The sequence below is a fragment of the Bacillus paralicheniformis genome (assembly GCF_001042485.2).
Classification (GTDB): domain Bacteria; phylum Bacillota; class Bacilli; order Bacillales; family Bacillaceae; genus Bacillus; species Bacillus paralicheniformis.
The window spans coordinates 154100-173561 of record NZ_LBMN02000023.1 but is presented as its reverse complement, the minus strand read 5'-3'; the positions used below and the strand labels follow the sequence as shown (position 1 = coordinate 173561).

Here is a 19462-nt window from a genome sequence, read left to right as displayed (position 1 = left end):
AGGAATCATTATGTCGCAAAAACAAATTGAACTCGCAAGACGTCCGCAGGGCATACCTGTTATGGACGATTTTCGCATAAAAGAAACGGAAATTCCGGAAGCAAAAAAGGGTGAAGCGCTTGTAAAAACGCTTTATGTCTCAGTGGACCCTTATATGAGGGGAAGAATGCAGGACACGAAATCCTATGTCGAGCCATTTCCGCTTGATAAAGTAATCACCGGAGGCGTGATCGGCGAAGTGATATCTGCAAAAGGAGAAAAGCTCAAAAAAGGGGACATTGTTTTGGGCCGCTTGGGCTGGCAGGAGTATTCAGCGGTTCGCGAAGACAATCTGCAGAAAATCGATCCGTCCCTCGCGCCTGTTACCGCTTTTCTTGGAATTCTCGGCATGACCGGTTTGACGGCTTATTTCGGACTTTTGGACATCGGACAGCCAAAAGCCGGTGAAACGGTTGTTGTCTCCGGGGCCGCCGGAGCAGTCGGCTCCGCCGTCGGACAAATTGCCAAAATCAAAGGGGCGAGAGTCGTCGGTATTGCAGGCTCTGACGAAAAAACGGCATACTTAAAAGAAAAGCTCGGTTTTGATGAAGCAATCAATTATAAAACAACGGAAAATATGGCCTCAGCGCTTGAACAAGCTTGTCCGGACGGTGTCGATGTTTACTTTGACAACGTCGGAGGCACGATTTCAGATGCTGTCTTCCCCCTGCTCAATAAGTTTGCACGAATTCCGGTTTGCGGGGCGATTTCTTCTTATAACGTCAAAAGCGCAGAAGATGATATGGGGCCGCGTGTACAAACAGCCTTAATTAAAACAAGCGCCCTGATGAAAGGATTTGTCGTCAACGATTACAGGAACCGCTTTCCTGAAGGAATCAAACAGCTCGCCGAATGGGTTAAAAGCGGGCAGCTTCAATATGAGGAAACGATAACAGAAGGTTTCGAGCGGATACCTGAGGCATTTTTAGGCTTGTTTGAAGGAAAAAACCTCGGCAAACAGCTGATCAAAGTCGCCGATTCCGACAATGCCTGAGCATTCATATAAAAAAGAGGCCTGCCGGCAGCAGGCCTCTTTCTTATCTTTCAATAATCCGTCCTCTTTCATACACGATCCGCTGAAGCGGGATTTCAAGCTTCTTCGCCAGCTTTTTCAGCCTTTCCTCTTCAATGCGGTTGACAAGGCTGATCACGGTTCCTTCATTCCCCGCTCTTCCCGTCCTTCCCGACCGGTGGATATAGCCTTCAATGTTTGGCAAATCGGCGTGGATGACATAAGGGAGATCTTCGATGTCGATTCCGCGCGCTGCGATATCGGTCGCGAGAAGCAGTGTGAATTCACCTGCTTCAAATGCCTGCAATATTTTGGCGCGCTCGATTTTTTTTGCCTCGCTGTGAAGGACGCCGATGTCGACATGATGAAATTTGAGCTTTTCGGCATACACGTTTAAGTTGCCGATGTCTTTGACAAAGACGAGCGCCTGCATGCCTGGAAGCCGCGAGAATTTTTGCAGGATCTTCACCTTATCCCGCTGGTCGCATACGAGAAATTGGTGTTTGATTTTTGCAGATTCTTCTTTCGACCTCTTGATCCTGAGAACTTCCGCTTCTGTCGTCATGTCGCGGAGCTCGCGTTCGGCGTCGTCTTTTAAAGTCGCCGAAAAACAGAGGAGCTGCCTGTCGCGGAGCGTCGATTTGATGATGCTTTGTATCGTCCCGCGATGCTCCGGCGTAAGCAGATGATCGGTTTCGTCAAGGACGATTGTCTTCACTTCATGCATTTTCAGTTTTTTCATTTTAATCAGCTCAAATACGCGTCCAGGTGTGCCCGCAATGATGTGCGGGTGTTTTTTCAGCTTTTCCTGCTGCTTTTTAACATTGGCGCCGCCGATCAGGGAAGCGGCTCTGATATCCGAGCCTTTTTTCCATTCGACGATCACATCAAAAATCTGCATGACAAGCTCGCGGGACGGAGCCAAAATCACAGCTTGCACGTTCTTTTGATCCGCCTCCAGCTTTTCCAGAATCGGCAGGACGTAAGCGAGCGTTTTGCCCGTTCCAGTCGGCGACTCGGCGATCACGTCACGCCCGTCCAAAATCAGATCGACTGCATTTTTTTGGACACTCGTCGGCTCTTGAAAGCCCGATGCCTTCCAGTTTTCTTGAATAAACAGTTTTGCTTTATTTAAAAATGGCCATCTTTCTGTCATGTTTTTCTCCTTTTATCAGGTTGATTCTGCTCCTAGTATCTCAAAACAAAAGCGGCTGCGCAATTTTTCTTTTATTGTTCCCTCTGAATTCGATATAATCTTATAGAATACAGATTATATTTTTTGAGGTGCAAAACATGAGTTTACTTACAGTCACAAAGCTGAGCCACGGTTTTGGCGACCGGGCGATCTTTCATGATATATCCTTTCGCTTGCTGAAAGGCGAACATGTCGGTCTCATCGGAGCAAACGGCGAAGGAAAATCGACCTTCATGAATATCATTACAGGGAAACTTGAGCCTGACGAAGGAAAAGTCGAATGGTCCAAAAAGGTCCGGGTCGGCTATCTTGACCAGCATACATCACTTGAGCGCGGACAAACAATCCGCGACGTGCTGAGAAACGCTTTCCATTATTTATTTGCGATGGAAGAAGAAATGAATGCCATCTACACAAAAATGGGCGAGGCTGACCCCGATGAGCTTGAAAAGCTTCTCGAAGAAGTCGGAACGATCCAGGACGCCCTGACCAACAACGACTTTTACGCGATTGACGCAAAAGTTGAAGAAATCGCCCGCGGCCTCGGGCTTAACGATCTCGGCCTTGACAGGGATGTCGCGGATTTGAGCGGCGGCCAGCGGACAAAGGTGCTGCTTGCTAAACTGCTCTTGGAAAAGCCTGACATCCTGCTGCTCGATGAGCCGACAAACTACCTGGACGAACAGCATATCGAATGGCTGAAACGCTATTTGCAGGAGTACGAGAACGCCTTTATTTTGATTTCTCACGACATTCCGTTTTTAAACAGCGTCATTAATTTGATCTACCATGTGGAAAACCAGGAGCTGACCCGCTATGTCGGCGACTACAACCAATTCCGCGAAGTATACGAAGTGAAAAAACAGCAGCTTGAAGCAGCCTACAAGAAACAGCAGCAGGAGATTTCGGAGCTGAAAGATTTCGTCGCCCGCAACAAAGCGCGCGTCAGCACAAGAAATATGGCGATGTCCCGGCAAAAAAAGCTCGATAAAATGGATATGATCGAGCTCCCGTCGGAAAAACCGAAGCCTGAATTTCATTTTAAACAAGCAAGAACATCCGGAAAGCTGATTTTTGAAACGAAAGAGCTCGTCATCGGCTATGACGAGCCGCTGTCCCGTCCGCTGAACTTGAGAATGGAGCGGGGCCAAAAGATCGCTCTGTACGGAGCCAACGGCATCGGAAAAACGACATTGCTGAAAAGCCTTCTGGGTGAAATTTCACCGCTGTCGGGAGAAGTCGAACGCGGCGAACACCTTCATATCGGCTATTTCGAGCAGGAAGTCAAAGAGACCAACAACAACACATGCATAGAAGAAGTGTGGAACGATTTTCCGTCCTTTACACAGTACGAAATCCGCGCGGCTCTGGCGAAGTGCGGACTGACGACAAAGCATATCGAAAGCAGGGTATCCGTATTAAGCGGCGGGGAAAAAGCAAAAGTCAGACTATGCAAGCTTATCAATTCGGAAACGAACCTGCTTGTACTCGATGAACCGACAAACCACCTTGATGTTGAAGCAAAAGAAGAATTAAAAAGAGCTTTGAAAGAATACAAAGGCTCCGTCCTGCTCATCTCTCACGAACCTGAATTCTATATGGACATCGCGACAGAAACATGGAATTGCGAGTCATGGACAACGAAAGTTTTATAAACAAAAAAAGCTTGTTTCCTTTTAGGGAAACAAGCTTTCAGATTGTTGACAAAATCCCAAAACGGCTTTTTGTTTTAGGATTTTGTCATCCTTTCTGCGTGATTGAAAACCTTTGCAGTCTAGGAAGGCCGAGCATCGGAGCGGACTTTCACAGGAGGTGATGACGGCGACGTTCAGGCAGGACGCCTGGGCGGTTAGTCGCCGATCCTTCCTCTATTCGTGAGCACCGACGCGCAGGCCTGACAACGAATGCGAGGGTTTCTCGACACGCTGATTTCATTAATGACCGGCTTTGATGCCTGCCAAATAACGGCGGCCTCCAGTCAAAACGGCCATGCCGGCAAGCACGGCGATGCATCCTGCAAAATAGGGAGTATGCGCAGTAAAATGATCGGCTAACACACCGGCGATCCAAGGCGCAATGGCCCCGCCGATGAACCGGATGGAGCTGTAGGCAGATGAAGCGACAGACCGTTCGACAGGCGCAGCTTCCATCACCGCTGTTGTCAAAATCGTATTGATCATGCCCAGAATCCCTCCGGCTATGATGATCGCCCCGATGACGAGCGCCATGTGCTCCGTCCAAATCCCGATCGCGAGCAAATCAGCTGCAAACAGCATAAACAGAAAGATCAGCGAGCGGACGGTTCCAAAGATCCGCTGTACGGCCGGAGCGATGAAAACGGAAGTGATCGCAAGAAACAGCCCCCAGCCGAAAAAGACGTAGCCGAGGCCCCGTTCATTTAAGTCAAGAACAAACGGCGAATATGCAAGCAGGGTGAAGAAACCGAAGTTATATAAGAATGCGGCGCCTGAAAGCGTCAATAGCCCTTTATAACGAAGCGCTTTGATCGGCGCGCTGACGGAAATTTTCTTCCGCGGCTTTTGGACAGGCGGCAAAAGAAAAAAGATGGCCAAAAGAGCGGCCGCCATTAAAACCGATACGCCGAAAAACGGCGCTCTCCACGATATTGTGCCAAGCTCTCCACCGGCAAGCGGTCCAACCGAAATGCCCAATCCCAAAGCCGCCTCATACAAAATAATGGCTTTTGCGCTTCCGCCAGATGCCACGCTGACAATGACGGCAAGCGCAGTTGAGATAAACATGGCGTTTCCGAGTCCCCAGCCGCCGCGAAAGCCGACGAGCTGAGAAATGGAATGCGAAAGCCCGCCCAAGCCTGCAAAAACGATGATCAGGATCAAGCCGCTGATTAACGTCAGCTTTGCCCCAATCCGGCTCGATACGGCGCCTGATAAAAGCATGGCGAAACCTGTGACTAGCAGATAGCTTGTAAATAAAAGCGAAACTTGGCTGGGGGAAGCATGCAGCTGCCGCGCAATCGCCGGCAGAATCGGATCGACAAGCCCGATCCCCATAAACGAGATCACGCAAGCAAAGGCCACGGCCCAGACCGCTTTTGGCTGTTTAAACATACTTGAGTTCTCAGGTGGTTGTTCATTCATGATCTATCAAACCTTTCTTTGCAAATAAAGAAACGCTATAAAAATAGCGTTTTTCTTGTTTAATCAATTGATTCAAGCGCATTCTCGGCTTTTGCCTGCATAGCCTCCAAGCGCTTCTTGAATGATTGAAATTTTTCAATCTTTTCATCAATCATTCTCATCTGTTCATTCAGCATCCTCTGAATGTCTTCGAGCTTTTCTTTTCGTTCCCGTTTGTCCAGCGATAAAAGGTATCCTTCTTTATTCATCTCCAAGTGCTTGCCCGTTTCCATGAACTGCTGGAGCTCCTGCAGCGAGAATCCCAGCACTTCCTTCGCGCTGATCACTCTTTCAAGCTCTTCAAGATCGTCTTCAGAGTAAAGACGGACACCGCCTTCCGTCCGCTTCGGTGAAGAAAGCAGACCGATTTCTTCGTAAAAGCGGATCGTTCTTTTCGTCAGGCCGCTTCGCTTGGCCATTTGATCAATCTTCATCCACTCCACGTCCATATCCCCCCGAGATTTTTCTTCTTTTCTATTATACTACTATTATACTTTTACGTAAACGTTAAGTTTTTTTCGATACAAAAAAAAGAACTGACTTGACATCATCCTGCTGCTGTAACGTATCATAGAATGGACAACTAAACAGGAGGACAAATAATCAGAGTGAACACTCATCAAAATCGATTTTCAGTTCAAAGTAAAGTTTCGGCATTGATTGAAAGCCGGCTGTTTCAGTCATTCATAACGACGGTCATTGTGTTGAATGCCATCTCGATCGGTTTGGAAACTTACGCTTTCTTTAAACCTTATCAAAAAGTATTTTTTATTGTGGATTGTTTGTTTTTAACGATATTTGTCATCGAACTATCTCTTAAACTATTCGTTCAAAAACAGCACTTTTTTAAAAACAACTGGAACGTTTTTGACTTCGTAATCGTCGCCGGCAGTTTGATTCTTTACAATACGAATTTCGTCAGCGTTCTCCGTATCTTCCGGGTGCTGCGGGTGCTGCGGACGATCACTTCCGTTCCCTCATTAAGAAGGATCGTCAATGCGCTGTTTATGGCGATTCCGACTATCAGCAGCGTCATTATTCTGATGAGCATCATTTTTTATGTGTACGCCGTCATCGGTACGATGTTCTTTTCTGCTATCGCGCCGGAATACTTCGGCAACCTGCAGCTCAGCCTTCTGACACTGTTCCAAACCTTTACGCTCGAATCGTGGGCAAGCGGCATATTCAGGCCGATTTTTGCCGAGAGCGGCTGGTCATGGCTCTATTTCGTTTCATTTATCATCATTGCGACTTTCATTATGATCAACTTGATCGTCGGGGAAATCGTGAATAATGCACAAAAAATTTCTCAGGAAATAGAAGATGAGACAGGCGAGCTGAAAGAGGATACAAAAGAAATCAAAGAACTGCGCGCGGAGGTTAAAGAATTAAAAGCGCTTCTGGAAACCTATATCACGCAAAATGAAAAGAAAGATTAAAAAGGGCCGGCACCTGTAAGCCAGCCCTTTTTTGTCTTTAATTGAGAATGACAGGCAGCTCGGCCAGCGATCTAAAGCCGATTAACCTGCGAAATGGAATGTCTGTTGAAGCAAGCTTCAACTTAGGCAGCCGCTCCAACAATGCGGGAATGGCAATTTGCGCTTCGAGCCGCGCCAATGCCGAGCCTAAACATACGTGTGCACCGGCTCCAAAGGCAAGGTGCGGATTCGGTTTTCTCGTGATGTCAAATACATGCGGATTTTGAAATATCTTCGGATCGCGGTTGGCGGCGCCTAAAAGGATGTATACGTGCTCTCCTTTTTTGATGATCTTCCCGTTGATTTCACAGTCCTCTGACGCGGTGCGCGCTGTCAGCTGTGTCGGACTTTCATAGCGCAGGCATTCTTCAACGGCTGACTCAATCAGCAGCGGATTTTCTTTCAGCGCGCTGAGCTGGCCGGGATGGTTCATGAGCAAAAACAATCCGTTCGTCAAAAGGTTGACCGTCGTCTCGTGCCCGGCAATCACAAGCAGAATGCACGTCGCAAGAACTTCATCTTCGGCGAGCTGCTCATGACCGGCGAATGTGCTGATCAGGTCTTGAGAAGGATGAGCTTTTCGCTTTTCAATCAAATCTTTAAAATACGCCGTCAGCTTGGCAACGGTATCCCCGCCTTTTGCCAGCACCTTTCGTGTGCGGGTCAAATCGATCGTTTGAATGAGATCCGCCGTCCATTGCCTGAATTGATATCTCTCCTCTGCGGGGACGCCGAGCATGTCGGCAATGATAAGGCTTGCCAAAGGAAAGGCGAATTCGGATACCATGTCCGCCATCTTCTTGTTTTCAAGCTGATCGAGCAATTCATGGACGATTTCTTCTATAACAGGACGGAAAGATGCCGTCTTCTGCGGCATGAATTCTTTGCCGACAATCGTCCGCATCCGCTTATGGCCAGACTCATTTTGAAACAGCATCATATTCCGCTGCAATTCGTGAAGTTGTTCATATTTTGTAGAGGCTTCAGGGAGAGGAACGCGGTTTTTAAATACCGCGTCCCTCAAAATCGCCGCCGCTTCTTCATATCCGGTGACATACCATCCCAGATGCTTTAAAACGGTTCCTTTATATACAGGATGAACGGACCGCAGTTTATCGTAAAACAGATATGGATCTCTCCAAAAATCCGAATCCGATTTCAGACGCGGCCCTGCCTCGTGCAGTTCTGTCGTCATGTTATATCTCCCCCGTGTTACCGCTGTAAACTGGCTTTCATTTCTTCCACCGATTCGACTTCAAATCCTAAATCATGGAGCATCTTATGGTCCTCTGTTTCATTCTGCCCTGCCGTTGTTAAATAGTCTCCGACGAAGATCGAATTGGCGGCATACAGCCCCAGCGGCTGCAAGGAGCGGAGGTTGACTTCGCGCCCCCCTGAAATACGGATTTCCTTTGTCGGGTTGATAAAGCGGAACAAAGCCAAAACCTTTAAACAATAAAGCGGATTTAATTCATTGACCCCTTCCAGCGGAGTTCCGTCGATCGCATGTAAAAAATTAACCGGAATTGAGTCTGCATCAAGCGCCTTTAAGCTATTCGCCATATCGACGACATCCTGCTTCGTCTCTTTCATCCCGACAATGACGCCCGAGCATGGGGACATGCCGGATTTTTTGGCTGTTTCCACAGTGTTTACTCTGTCATCATACGTGTGGGACGTTGTAATGTTTGAATGATTGCTTTTTGATGTATTGATGTTGTGATTGTACCGGTCCACTCCGGCTTCCTTCAGCCGCTCGGCCTGTTCGGGCTTTAGCAGTCCGAGGCATGCACAGACTTTTAAGCCGTACGTTTCTTTAATTTCTTTAACGGCGCCGACCACTTGATCGACATCTCTGTTGGACGGGCCTCTGCCGCTCGCCACGATGCAATACGTTCCGATATTTAAATCGTGCGCACGCTTTGCACCTTCAAGCAGGGTCGTTTTGTCGACCATCCTGTAGCTGTCGATCGGCGCTTTTGATATCGAAGACTGCGAGCAGTAGCCGCAGTTTTCCGGACAAAGTCCAGATTTTGCATTCATAATCATATTGAGCTTTACTTTTTTTCCAAAGTAGCGTTTTCTGATTTGAAATGCAGCATGCATAAGCAGGAGAACGTCGTCATCCGAGCATTCCAAGATGGAAAGCGCCTCTTTTTCAGTTACTTCTCCGCCATCCAGCACCCGTTCTGCAAGTTCCATCCACTGATTCATGTTTCTGCCCCCATTTGCATTTGATTCATAATCAAGGAAACATCGACATGCTCCTTGATCATGTGGTGAATTTGTGTTGGTGAAACGTCTTCAAGCTTCGGCGTAACGCCGAGGAGCGGCACACCGCAAAATCTTTCAATCATGTCCGGATTCGTCTGTTCATCAAGTCCGGGCCGGCTGCTGATGCCGTTGATCACGATGCCGATCACGCGTATCCCCATTTGTTTCGCGTATTGGACGGTTAAATACGTATGGTTGATCGTTCCAAGATTGGGACGAGCCACAATGACAGCCGGCAAATCGAGCGCTTTGATCAAGTCGCTGACGAAATAATCCTCTCCGAGCGGCACCGCAATCCCGCCTGCCCCTTCAACAATGAAGCAATCGTGCCGATCCTTAATCTTTTTCCAATGGTTCACGGCATCTTCCAGCCCGACGGTCCTCCCTTCGAGCTTCCCTGCTGTGTAAGGTGCAAGCGGCTCTTTAAACACGAAAGGTGTGATCTCCTCATCAGCGAGAGATGTTTCAGAGCTGTTCTTCAAAAGTGCTGTATCACTCTGCGGATCGCTGCTAAGCTCTCCACTCAAAAACGGCTTGAACACGCCGACATCAACATGCTGCTCTTTCAACAAAGCGGCAAGGCCGCAAGCGATAAACGTCTTCCCTACTCCCGTATCAGTTCCCGTTACAAAAAAACCCTTCATTTCACCAAGTTCAACTCTCTTCCCACTAATTTAAACCCCTCTAATAGAGCTTCAATATCTCTTAACTTGCGATCTGCGGTGACGGTCAGCCTGATTCGGCTCTCTCCTTCCGCAACAGTCGGCGGGCGGATGGCCGGGGCCTCAATCCCTTTCTCCTTGAGGCCGTTTGCAAATCGAACGGCTTTTTGAGGGTCTCCGATCATAACGGGTATGATTGGCGTATCTTCTCCCTTGACCGTAAACCCGATATCCTCGAGACCCCGTTTGATCGTGGTCACCGATGATTGCAAAAGCCGGCGTTTATCCCGGCTGTCTTTAATGATGTCTAAAGCTCTGCATGCCGCCGCACAGCTTGCGGGCGGGACAGCCGTTTGAAAGATAAACGTTCTCGCATGATTCAGCAAAAAATCGATCAATGCTTTAGAGCCCGCGACGAAGCCGCCTTCCGCGCCTACAGCTTTACTTAACGTGCCGATCACAACATCTGGGGAGACGCCGAAATACTCGCCCGTTCCCCTGCCGGCATCTCCCAAAACCCCTGTTGCGTGGGCATCATCAACGATGACAAAGGCCCGGTACCGCTTGGCAAGGAGCATGATTTCGTCAAGCGGTGCAATTGTGCCGTCCATGCTGAACACGCCGTCTGTCACAATAAAACAGCGAGCACGGCTCTGTGCGGTGCGGAGTTTTTCTTCAAGATCATTCATATCCGTGTGGCGGTAAACAACCGTATCAGCTTTTGAAATGCGGCAGCCGTCGATGATGCTCGCATGGTTCAATTGATCGCTTAATATGACGTCTCCTTTTTCAGGCAAAGACGAAAGCACGCCGATATTGGCCAAATATCCGCTTGAAAACAAGAGAGCGGCTTCTGTCTGCTTAAAACCGGCGATTTTCCGCTCAAGTTTTTCATGCCATTCGGTATTGCCGGACGTCAGCCTTGACCCTGTGCTCCCGGCTCCAAAGCGGCGAAGCGCCGTTTCTGCGGCGTGAATCAGCCGTTTGTCGTTCGCCAGGCTCAAATAATCGTTTGACGCCCAATTCGTACGTTTCGCTTCCGCGACAGCTTGAGGCGGTTTAAGCGAGCGGTAAAGCCCGGCTGCCTTCGTCCTGGCGAGCCGACTGCTGAGCCATTCGTCAATGGGCACGGCCTGTAACCTCTTGAATCGCTTCTTTCATAATGGACACCATGGCGCTCAGGTCATCGGCGGTGCTGGCGAGCGGAGGAAGAAATGCGATAACATCCCCGAGCGGCCTCGTCAGCATGCCAAGCTCCCTCATTTTCAAAGACACCCGGTATCCGATTCGCTCTTCAGGCGGATAAGGCTGCCTCGTTTCTTTCGACTGAACGAGTTCGATCCCGCTCATTAAACCGAGCTGGCGGATGTCGCCGACATGAGGGAGCGCTGCAAGATCATGAAAAAGCGATTCCACTATTTTCGACTTTTCCGCAACTTGAGCGACGATTTTTTCCGATTCGAACAGGCGCAAATTTTCCAGAGCAACGGCGCAGCCAAGCTGGTTCCCCGTGTACGAATGGCCGTGGAAAAACGTTTTCAGTTTGTCATAGTCATCATAAAATGCCTGATAAATTTCCTCTGTCGCAAAAGTGACGGCGATCGGCAAATAGCCTCCGGTAATGGCCTTTCCAGCCGCCATCAAGTCAGGCTGAACACGTTCATGCTCACAGGCAAACATTTTCCCGGTTCGGCCGAATCCTGTCGCCACTTCATCGACAATCATTAAAACGTCATATTTCGTACAAAGCTCCCGGACGCCTGCCAAATATCCTTCAGGCATCACGATCATCCCCGATGCCCCTTGGACCATCGATTCGACCGACAGCGCGGCGATCTCACCGTGCCGCTCGCTCAGGAGCCGTTCGAGTTCTGCGAGGCATTCATCGCGGCACTCGTCCGGGTTGCCTCTTTTCGAGCGGTACACGTAAGGAACATTTACCTTAAAGCTTTCAAACATAAGCGGCCCGTATACATGGTGGAAGAGCTCGATCGCACCGACGCTGACAGCGCCGATCGTATCGCCGTGATAGCCGTTTTTCATCGAAATGAATTTTTGTTTCTCCGGCTTGCCGATGTTTTTCCAATATTGAAAGGCCATTTTCAGCGCGATTTCCATTGCTGCAGCGCCGCTGTCCGAATAAAAAACACGCGTCAGCTTTTCCGGTGTGATCTTGATTAACACCTCGGCAAGCTCTGTCGCCGGAACATTTGTCATCCCCAGCAATGTCGAATGAGCGATTTTGCCGAGCTGTTTATTGATGGCTTCATCCAGTTCCTTCTTGCGATGGCCGTGGACATTGAGCCATACTGAAGAAAATCCGTCATAGTACTCCCTGCCGTCGATATCTTTCAGTTTGATGCCCTCCCCGCTTTCGATGATCAGCGGGTTTTCGTCATAGTCTTTCATTTGGGTAAAAGGCAGCCAAAGATATTTTTTGCTTTTTTCAACGAATGATTGATTCATGTTTTACCTCCCGACCGAATGAATACAGGCTGTTTTTCCAAGCCGTCTATACAGCTCTTGATATCTGTTAATCCATCAACAAAAAAAATCCGGCAGCCGCTCTCGTCTCCATGCTCTTTCATCCTTGTTATCCGCTGATAACCCAGCTTTTTAGCGGCAACATAGCCCGTTATGTAATCAGGGTCATCTGACCAGCATAATTCGGCGACGACAGCCGGATGCTCACATACCTTAGAAGCGATGGCAAGCGCCTCTTTCAACCGCGGATTCGGCGGCATTCCGCACAAAGCCGCCCACATTTGAAAATCGGCTTCCGGCCAATCGAGCCGTGAGACGCGCACTCCTTTTTGTTTTCTTCCGTCAATCCTCCGGCCTGAATGAATGTCAAACAAAACGGCGCCCCTTACGTCCGAGTATTCGGCAATGCCTTGAAACGCTTTGTCTACCGCGTTTTTCGGTACGCCGGCGCGGCTGATCAGCTCACGGGCAAGCGCTTGTCCTTCTTCCGCTGATTTTGTTTCATTCGTTTCAATGCGCAGAGGCTGGACAAACTTTATCGGTTCGTTTACAAGATCGAAGCGAATTTGCATAAAGTCCGGCTTGCCCCGCGAATGAGACAATGCTTTTTCCAATAAATCGCTGACGGCATCCTTTACACCGATGAAAGGCGCAAGCCGCTCTCCTCCGGATATGTGTTTTCCCCCCTCTTCATGGGGACCGTTCTCGGAGGCTCTCATTCTCACACTGTAATACGCTTCTCCCTTCATGCTTTCATCCCCCCTCTAAACACCGCACTCATATGTTAACCTATAAATAATTTAAGTTAACATTACAATAAAATATTAGTATTCCTTTCCTGATATGTCAACATGGTGTACAAAACACCGGTTTGTTTGAAATAAAAAAAGACAAAAGAGATATCTCTTTTGTCTTAATGTGGAAATTCATTTATCTAGCTCTTTCAATCTGCCAATCGAACGGGTCAGATAAAAGCGACCAGTCGTCCGCCATCTCCGAATCTGTCAAAAGGCATCGATCCGCTTCGGCGGTAATTTCTGACGGGGACAGATCCAATCCGATAAAGACGAGCTTTGTGTGGCGGTCTCCGAATTCTTCATTCCATTCTTTTAATAGCTCTGGATTCTGTCTGAGGATTTGCTCCTGTTCCGCCTTGGACAGCGCGGCCACCCAATAAGAGATCGGTTCCAGCGACACGGATGGGCCTGCCTGCGACATCAAAAGGGCAAGGCTGTTGCGCGTCGCACACCAGGCGATTCCTTTCGCCCTGACGACGTTTTCCGGCAGCGAATGAATCCAGTTATAAAACCGCTCGGTATGAAAAGGACGGCGCGCTTCGTATACAAACGAAGATATTCCGTATTCTTCAGTCTCAGGCGTATGCTGGTGGTGTCCTTCGTTTAATTCCCTGATCCAGCCTGCTGAGCCGCTTGCTTCGTCAAAATTGAAAAGACCGGTGTTTAAGATGACCTTCGGATCGACCTCTCCTTTGACCGCTCTGATGATGTTTGCTTTAGGCTGCAACGTTTTCAGCACTTTCTCAAGCTTTCCCAGATCTTCCTCGGAGACAAGGTCGCATTTATTCAAAATCAGCACATCGCAAAACTCGATTTGATCGATGAGCAGATCGGCGATATCACGTTCATCCTCTTCACCGACAGCCTCTTTCCGGTCCAGCAGGCTGTCACCCGACTGAAAATCGTGCCAAAAACGATTGGCGTCGACCACCGTGACCATTGTGTCCAAACGGCAGAACCGCGTCAAATCAATACCCAATTCTTCGTCGATGTAAGAGAACGTCTGAGCGACCGGGATCGGTTCGCTGATACCGGTCGATTCGATCACGATATAATCGATATTTCCTTGCTTCGCCAGTTTTTCGACTTCAACCAGCAAGTCCTCTCTGAGTGTGCAGCAAATGCAGCCGTTTGACATTTCGACCAGCTTTTCATCCGTCCTCGACAGGCCGCCGCCTTGCTTGACAAGCCCGGCATCAATGTTGACTTCGCTCATGTCATTAACGATAACGGCGACTTTCAGCCCTTGGCGGTTTTGCAATATGTGATTCAGCAGCGTCGTTTTACCCGCCCCCAGGTATCCGCTTAATACTGTTACAGGAATCCTTTTACTCATTTTTCCATTCTCCTTTCTCTTATCAAATCGTAATGATTACGATTTGTATTTTATTTCACCACAATTTATTTAAAAATGCAAAGTGTCAGCTTCCAGATGATCATGATGATCAAAACTGACACGACTGAAGTGGCCATCTGTTTTCCCATAATGGCTGCCGCCGTTTTCATCCCCAGTTCCTTGGCAATTGTCCAAACCGTCACCATGCATGGAGTAAAGGTTGATGCCAAGTAAATGAGCAGAAAGAGCGTTGCCCCCGGCAGCACATCAAGAAGCGCTCCATTCCCTTCATTGAACAAGAGAATGCCGTCTTTCCTGATCAGAGAAAAAACAAGGCCCGGCGCCGCATCTTCCGGAGCACCGAACAGGCTTAAAACAGGCGAGACAAGCAATGTCACAAGACGGATGACACCGAGTTCATTCAATACTGTCGCCGCCAGGCAAATGATGAGAAAGATCGGCATCGCCTGAAAGATAAATTGCTGAAGCACTTCCTTTACTCGAAAGACGATCCCTTTCCAGGACGGCATCTGTAAAAACGTTTGCCGGCGCTCGAAGTAAGCGGCCCATTTCTGATCAATGCGATACCATATCCGGTTATGAGCGGCTGCTGCGGCAACAAGAACAGCGAGGTAAGGGATAAACAGCCACTCCCTTCCCGCAGTATGAAAAATCGACAGCGTCGCGCCGATTTGGTAGCTGCACGCTGATCCGAAAGAAATAAATGATACACAACGCTTTCTCGTACACATGCTGCACGACCGCGTCTGCTGAACGGCAACGACATTGCAGCCAAATCCGGTCAAAAGCGGAACTAAATCGCGGCCGTTCAGACCGATCTTCCGCATCAGCGGGTCCAGTGAATCGACGATCCGGTCCTTTAAACCCGAATCATCTGCTGCCGCATTTGCTATAGACATAAACAAAACGACAGGAAACGCCCAAACAAACGAGTAAATGCCAAGGGATAACAGGCCATAATTCCCCGCCAATGCCGCGCTCAGCCATGACGGCAAGCCTCCGACCGCATTTTGGAGAGGTTCAACCGCCCATTCGTCCGCGTATTGCTGCATCCACTCTGATGTATGATAAGCCAATATGATCGGCACCATAAATAACAAACATAAAAGTGCAGTACTCACAACAGGCCCAACTACGGGACGATGAAACACAAACTGCTGAACAGCCACACTTTCAAGTTCAATCTGTTTCATCCGTTTCCGTTTCAGCGGATGAAATTCAGCCTCTTTTCTTAAAAAAGCGATGATATGCTCTTTTTTATCGTCTGTCACAGTTCTCGTATCAACCAGCAGGACCGGGAGACTGTGCTTGGCCACTTGCTCAGAAAGCGTCCGGCGCATGGCGTCCGTCATTTTGTCCTGAAACGTAACGATAAAGCAGACGCGCCTGGCATCCGGCGGAATCAGGTCCAAGACCGCGTTCACCTCTTCTGAAAAATGGGTGCCGCGCAAGACGGCAACCACCTCATCGGCCTTTTCGATCTCTTTTTTCAGCGCTCTTTTCGACACGCTGTCATCCTCCCGAATGCCCGGTGTATCAATGGCTTGCCAGCCCGGAAGGCTTTTGATCTCCCGTTCAGCCGCAAATATCGTCGATCCTTTCACATTGGCTGCTTCGCCTGCTCTCTGATCTGTGATCGCGGAAAAAAGCGTTGTTTTCCCGACCGATTCGAGTCCGATGAAGAGCATGCGCTGCCGCCGCGTTGGCTCTTTCAGCATTCACACTGCACCTCACAACAGCTCAAATCCGTGAGAAACATTTGATTTTCCCTGTATTCTGTCAGCACCTTTTCATCGATCGAAAACTTTCGTTTCTCCAACAAATGCTCGGCGATGACGGCGAATCGCTGCCTGAATTTATAAATGAAACAAAAGACGGCGTTTTGGTGCTGAACGCTCGGCCCGATTAAATAAAGACCGTCCGTCACGGTCGACATATCTTCATTCGTTAAAAGCGGTTTGCCGTTCTCTCCCCATTCAAACAAATGCTCGATTTGTTTTGCCCCGGAATGAAAGCCTGTCGCGATAATCGGCCGTGTTTCCGAGCGGATTTTCCTCCCGTCTGACAAATATAAATCATAGGCTGGTCCGTTTTTCGCCAGTTTCTCTACCAGGGCTTTTTCCAAAAACTGAACCTTCCCTTTTTCATACGCATCTTCAAGACGCTCCCATGTATAAGGTGAAAGCGACCGGCTTGGATCGGCTTCAGCGTTTTCGCTGAGCGAATTCGGCATCACAACCGTCACATCGCTGCCATAGGACGCCAGTGTAACCGCCGCATCCATTGCGCTTTCATAGCCGCCTACCACGTAATAATGGGCCTTTTCAAATTGGCTCCATCTGGCGACCTTGCTGTTGTGGATGCCAATCTCTGCACCATGAAACGAATATTTCGGAAATTGGAATTCACCGGCTCCCCAAATAACGTCTTTGGCCTTCATCATGCCTTTATTAGTTTCAACTGAAAAACCGCCGTCGTCTTTATAAACGTTGCGAACCGATGTGCCTTCTTGAATTGGAAGCTGAAAATGATCGGCCAAAAGCGCCAAATAATCTCCATACTCCTGCCCGCTCAAGTGCTCGCGGTGAAAAGTAAAGGCAGGGGATGTTCCCGGAGCAACAGCATTTAAATCCAAAGCCCCGAACCCCTGTCCGGTAAAGGACGGTGTTATCAGTTTCATTTCTTCAGGCCAGCTTCGAAATGAAGCTCCTGCACGGTCTTTTTCCAAAATCGCAAACGATTGAAAACCGAGTTTTTTCAGAACGATTCCCATTCCAATACCTGCGGGTCCCGCTCCAACAATGACGATTTCGCTATGCTGCAAAACAACCACTCCCTAAACGAAATCATTTCGATTTAATTTGCATGCTTTAGACATGACCACTTGATTTTATCACAGCATTCCCTCAAAATAAATAGGAACTATTTCGATTTACTACAGAAAGGGGTCTCATCAATGGAACGTATACTGCATTTGCCCGCAAAACCCGAACGCCACCGCCGCTTCGGATCTGTCGAAGCCGTGAAAGGAATAAAACCGACCGATAAAGAACAGATGAAGGATATTCAAAATACACCGAACGACTATTTTTTTGACATTGACCATGTCGGTGTCTCAAACGTTTCGCATCCGATTTTGATTGCATCCTCGCTCAAGCCGTTTACACAAACGACGATCGGCGCTTTTTCCTTTACGACGAGCCTTGCGCGCGGCCGCAAAGGAATCAATATGAGCCGCCTGACAGAACAGCTGCAGCGCTATCACGAAGCAAACTGGACGATTGATGTTCATACACTGAAAGATTTTGCAAAGGATTTAGCCGACAATATGGAACAGCAAAGCGCATCCGTCTCTGTCAGTTTTCCATGGTATTTCGAACGCCTCAGCCCGGAAACCAAACTGTCAGGATTGATGCACGCCGATATCCATATGACAGTCTCTTATCATGAAAACAAAGGCTTTTCACAAACCGTCGGCATCACGGCCCATGTGACGACGCTCTGCCCGTGTTCAAAAGAAATCAGCGAATACAGCGCCCATAACCAGCGCGGCATAATCAAGATCACCGCACATATCAATGAGCAGGCGGAGATGCCGTACGATTTCAAAACCGAGCTTCTTGCCGCAGCGGAAACGAACGCAAGCGCAAAGCTCCATCCCGTCTTAAAAAGGCCCGACGAAAAAAGAGTGACTGAACAGGCTTATGAAAATCCAAGATTTGTAGAAGACGTCATCCGCTTAACGGCTGCCGACTTATACGAAATGAACTGGATCTCCGCCTTTGAGATCGAATGCCGGAACGAAGAATCGATTCACATGCATGATGCCGTAGCGCGGCTGTCGTTTTCCAAAATATGAATTAAAAAGAGCTGCCGGTTTTTCCGGCAGACTCGATCCTTATGCAGTTTTTGATTGATTCAGCGCCCGGCTGTTTTTAAACAGGAGCATTGAAAAAATGTATAATACCGATGCAAACAGACAAACCGCCCTGACATCAGTTTATCCGCTGTTCTTTACGCCCTCAGTGATCAAATCAGACTTCAAATCATAAAAAATCTTGCAGAAGCCGGCGAACAATCGTGCAGCGCTGTTAACGTTCCCATTCCAAAATCAACCCTGTCTCATCACTTTAAAGTCCTTAGGGAATCGGGAGTCATTCATACAAGAATAGAAGGAACACAACGGTTTATTTCGCTTCGCCAAGAGGACTTGGACAGCCGTTTTCCGGGGTTGCTTCAAATCGTTTTACAGGCAGACGAACCGTTGTAAACTGCCGGGTTCTCCCCGGCAGCTTCGACTTATTTCTCTTTCCGCACGTATTCAATATCATCCTGATACTGGCTGTACCCCTCTTGATACTCCATAACACGCGCCGTTTCTTCTATGAAGCTTTCATCATAGCCCGCTCTTCTCAATAAGTGAAAGCCCATTTCCATGCCTGAAGCAATTCCCCCGGCGGTGATGATCCGTCCGCTGTCGACGATTCTCGCCCGGCTGACGCGGCAGGCCGGCGCGATGTCCGCCAAGCGGTCGATCGGTACTTGCCCCATCTCTGACGCCTCAAGCCGATCCGGCTCTTTCCGGCTTGTGGCGGAAAGCCCGTCTAAGAGCCCCATGCGCCCGTAAATCCATGAACCTGTACATACGCTCACCAAAAGCGTCGACTCAGGCAGAGAGCGGATAAACTGATGCAGCCGTTTGTTGTTGGTCTCCTGTCGTGTACCGAAACCGCCCGGAATTAAGAAAGCATCCATATCTGGCTGGTCATTGAAGCTGTAATTCGGATGAACGGTAAGCCCGGCTTGCGTCTGAACCGGTTTCATCGCATCCGCCACAAGAAAGGCGTCCAGTTCAGGATCGAGCCTCCTCGCCACTGAAAACACTCCATATGGGGCGGCATAGTCGATGATTTCAGCATCCTTGAAAATGTACACGCCAAGTCTGAATCCTCTCGTTCTTTTCATTGTTTTCCTCCTCAATTTTTCTTTTATTCTTGCAAAACCTA

18 protein-coding genes are annotated in these 19462 nt (G+C 48.7%); 5 read left to right on the top strand and 13 right to left on the bottom strand.

The features are described 5' to 3' along the window. Nucleotides 1-4: 4 nt before the first annotated feature. Nucleotides 5-1033, top strand: coding sequence for an NADP-dependent oxidoreductase (locus ACH97_RS16070; protein WP_095323741.1), 1029 nt, complete (start codon nucleotides 5-7; stop codon nucleotides 1031-1033). 43 nt (nucleotides 1034-1076) lie between these two features. Here the strand turns inward: ACH97_RS16070 and ACH97_RS16065 are convergent, their stop codons facing one another. Beyond that, nucleotides 1077-2207, bottom strand: coding sequence for a DEAD/DEAH box helicase (locus tag ACH97_RS16065; RefSeq protein ID WP_048350542.1), 1131 nt, complete (start codon nucleotides 2205-2207; stop codon nucleotides 1077-1079). A 137-nt stretch (nucleotides 2208-2344) separates the two neighbouring features. Here ACH97_RS16065 and ACH97_RS16060 point away from each other — a divergent pair, with 137 nt between their 5' ends. Next, complete coding sequence (locus ACH97_RS16060) at nucleotides 2345-3901, top strand: ABC-F family ATP-binding cassette domain-containing protein (protein ID WP_020450520.1); 1557 nt, start codon at nucleotides 2345-2347, stop codon at nucleotides 3899-3901. Nucleotides 3902-4180: 279 nt separating this feature from the next. Here ACH97_RS16060 and ACH97_RS16050 read toward each other — a convergent pair whose 3' ends face one another. Both ACH97_RS16050 and ACH97_RS16045 read right to left on the bottom strand, forming a co-directional pair. Beyond that, entirely contained in the window at nucleotides 4181-5365 is a 1185-nt protein-coding gene (locus ACH97_RS16050) for an MFS transporter (protein WP_020450519.1), read from the bottom strand. Nucleotides 5366-5424: 59 nt separating this feature from the next. Next, entirely contained in the window at nucleotides 5425-5847 is a 423-nt protein-coding gene (locus ACH97_RS16045; RefSeq protein WP_035336978.1) for a MerR family transcriptional regulator, read from the bottom strand. A gap of 165 nt (nucleotides 5848-6012) precedes the next feature. On the opposite strand from ACH97_RS16045, the gene ACH97_RS16040 reads away from it, so the two are divergent. After that, complete coding sequence (locus ACH97_RS16040; RefSeq protein WP_020450517.1) at nucleotides 6013-6843, top strand: ion transporter; 831 nt, start codon at nucleotides 6013-6015, stop codon at nucleotides 6841-6843. A gap of 37 nt (nucleotides 6844-6880) precedes the next feature. Here ACH97_RS16040 and ACH97_RS16035 read toward each other — a convergent pair whose 3' ends face one another. The 9 genes from ACH97_RS16035 to ACH97_RS15995 form a co-directional block, all read right to left on the bottom strand. Then, on the bottom strand, nucleotides 6881-8077 hold the full coding sequence (locus ACH97_RS16035) for a cytochrome P450 (RefSeq protein ID WP_020450516.1): 1197 nt from the start codon (nucleotides 8075-8077) through the stop codon (nucleotides 6881-6883). A gap of 17 nt (nucleotides 8078-8094) precedes the next feature. Next, a complete protein-coding gene (bioB, locus tag ACH97_RS16030; RefSeq protein ID WP_020450515.1) occupies nucleotides 8095-9096 on the bottom strand; it encodes a biotin synthase BioB in 1002 nt (333 codons plus the stop codon). Beyond that, complete coding sequence (gene bioD, locus ACH97_RS16025) at nucleotides 9093-9800, bottom strand: dethiobiotin synthase (RefSeq protein ID WP_020450514.1); 708 nt, start codon at nucleotides 9798-9800, stop codon at nucleotides 9093-9095. The genes bioB and bioD overlap by 4 nt, the downstream gene beginning before the upstream one ends. Further along, nucleotides 9797-10948 carry an 8-amino-7-oxononanoate synthase gene (bioF, locus tag ACH97_RS16020; protein ID WP_048350573.1) on the bottom strand — a complete coding sequence of 384 codons (1152 nt, stop codon included), beginning with the start codon at nucleotides 10946-10948 and terminating at the stop codon, nucleotides 9797-9799. Before bioF ends, bioD begins: the two co-directional genes overlap by 4 nt. Next, a complete protein-coding gene (bioA, locus tag ACH97_RS16015; RefSeq protein WP_020450512.1) occupies nucleotides 10938-12284 on the bottom strand; it encodes an adenosylmethionine--8-amino-7-oxononanoate transaminase in 1347 nt (448 codons plus the stop codon). Before bioA ends, bioF begins: the two co-directional genes overlap by 11 nt. Beyond that, the gene (gene bioW / locus ACH97_RS16010; RefSeq protein ID WP_020450511.1) at nucleotides 12281-13051 is read right to left on the bottom strand and encodes a 6-carboxyhexanoate--CoA ligase; all 771 of its coding nucleotides are present in this window, start codon (nucleotides 13049-13051) and stop codon (nucleotides 12281-12283) included. The genes bioA and bioW overlap by 4 nt, the downstream gene beginning before the upstream one ends. A 181-nt stretch (nucleotides 13052-13232) precedes the next feature. Further along, complete coding sequence (locus ACH97_RS16005; RefSeq protein ID WP_020450510.1) at nucleotides 13233-14435, bottom strand: GTP-binding protein; 1203 nt, start codon at nucleotides 14433-14435, stop codon at nucleotides 13233-13235. Nucleotides 14436-14500: 65 nt separating this feature from the next. Next, a complete protein-coding gene (locus ACH97_RS16000) occupies nucleotides 14501-16174 on the bottom strand; it encodes a nucleoside recognition domain-containing protein (RefSeq protein WP_020450509.1) in 1674 nt (557 codons plus the stop codon). After that, nucleotides 16168-17280 (bottom strand): NAD(P)/FAD-dependent oxidoreductase, encoded by a 1113-nt coding sequence (locus tag ACH97_RS15995; protein ID WP_020450508.1) that lies wholly within the window; start codon nucleotides 17278-17280, stop codon nucleotides 16168-16170. Before ACH97_RS15995 ends, ACH97_RS16000 begins: the two co-directional genes overlap by 7 nt. 132 nt (nucleotides 17281-17412) lie before the next feature. Between ACH97_RS15995 and folE2 the strand changes: the two genes are divergently transcribed. Both folE2 and ACH97_RS23055 read left to right on the top strand, forming a co-directional pair. Next, nucleotides 17413-18315, top strand: a complete 903-nt coding sequence (folE2, locus tag ACH97_RS15990) for a GTP cyclohydrolase FolE2 (protein ID WP_020450507.1) — start codon at nucleotides 17413-17415, stop codon at nucleotides 18313-18315. 135 nt (nucleotides 18316-18450) lie between these two features. Beyond that, nucleotides 18451-18726 (top strand): ArsR/SmtB family transcription factor, encoded by a 276-nt coding sequence (locus ACH97_RS23055; RefSeq protein WP_075213022.1) that lies wholly within the window; start codon nucleotides 18451-18453, stop codon nucleotides 18724-18726. A gap of 29 nt (nucleotides 18727-18755) precedes the next feature. Here ACH97_RS23055 and ACH97_RS15985 read toward each other — a convergent pair whose 3' ends face one another. Then, a complete protein-coding gene (locus tag ACH97_RS15985) occupies nucleotides 18756-19421 on the bottom strand; it encodes a DJ-1/PfpI family protein (RefSeq protein WP_020450506.1) in 666 nt (221 codons plus the stop codon). Nucleotides 19422-19462 lie beyond the last annotated feature (41 nt).

What these genes read in the sequence shown, in the direction of transcription:
- bioD (WP_020450514.1), bottom strand. Translation starts at nt 9,800, where the DNA reads ATGAAGGGTTTTTTTGTAACGGGAACTGATACGGGAGTAGGGAAGACG.
- folE2 (WP_020450507.1), top strand. Translation starts at nt 17,413, where the DNA reads ATGGAACGTATACTGCATTTGCCCGCAAAACCCGAACGCCACCGCCGC.
- bioW (WP_020450511.1), bottom strand. Translation starts at nt 13,051, where the DNA reads ATGAAGGGAGAAGCGTATTACAGTGTGAGAATGAGAGCCTCCGAGAAC.
- ACH97_RS16050 (WP_020450519.1), bottom strand. Translation starts at nt 5,365, where the DNA reads ATGAATGAACAACCACCTGAGAACTCAAGTATGTTTAAACAGCCAAAA.
- ACH97_RS16005 (WP_020450510.1), bottom strand. Translation starts at nt 14,435, where the DNA reads ATGAGTAAAAGGATTCCTGTAACAGTATTAAGCGGATACCTGGGGGCG.
- ACH97_RS16000 (WP_020450509.1), bottom strand. Translation starts at nt 16,174, where the DNA reads ATGCTGAAAGAGCCAACGCGGCGGCAGCGCATGCTCTTCATCGGACTC.
- ACH97_RS15985 (WP_020450506.1), bottom strand. Translation starts at nt 19,421, where the DNA reads ATGAAAAGAACGAGAGGATTCAGACTTGGCGTGTACATTTTCAAGGAT.
- ACH97_RS16060 (WP_020450520.1), top strand. Translation starts at nt 2,345, where the DNA reads ATGAGTTTACTTACAGTCACAAAGCTGAGCCACGGTTTTGGCGACCGG.
- bioB (WP_020450515.1), bottom strand. Translation starts at nt 9,096, where the DNA reads ATGAATCAGTGGATGGAACTTGCAGAACGGGTGCTGGATGGCGGAGAA.
- bioA (WP_020450512.1), bottom strand. Translation starts at nt 12,284, where the DNA reads ATGAATCAATCATTCGTTGAAAAAAGCAAAAAATATCTTTGGCTGCCT.
- ACH97_RS16035 (WP_020450516.1), bottom strand. Translation starts at nt 8,077, where the DNA reads ATGACGACAGAACTGCACGAGGCAGGGCCGCGTCTGAAATCGGATTCG.
- ACH97_RS16065 (WP_048350542.1), bottom strand. Translation starts at nt 2,207, where the DNA reads ATGACAGAAAGATGGCCATTTTTAAATAAAGCAAAACTGTTTATTCAA.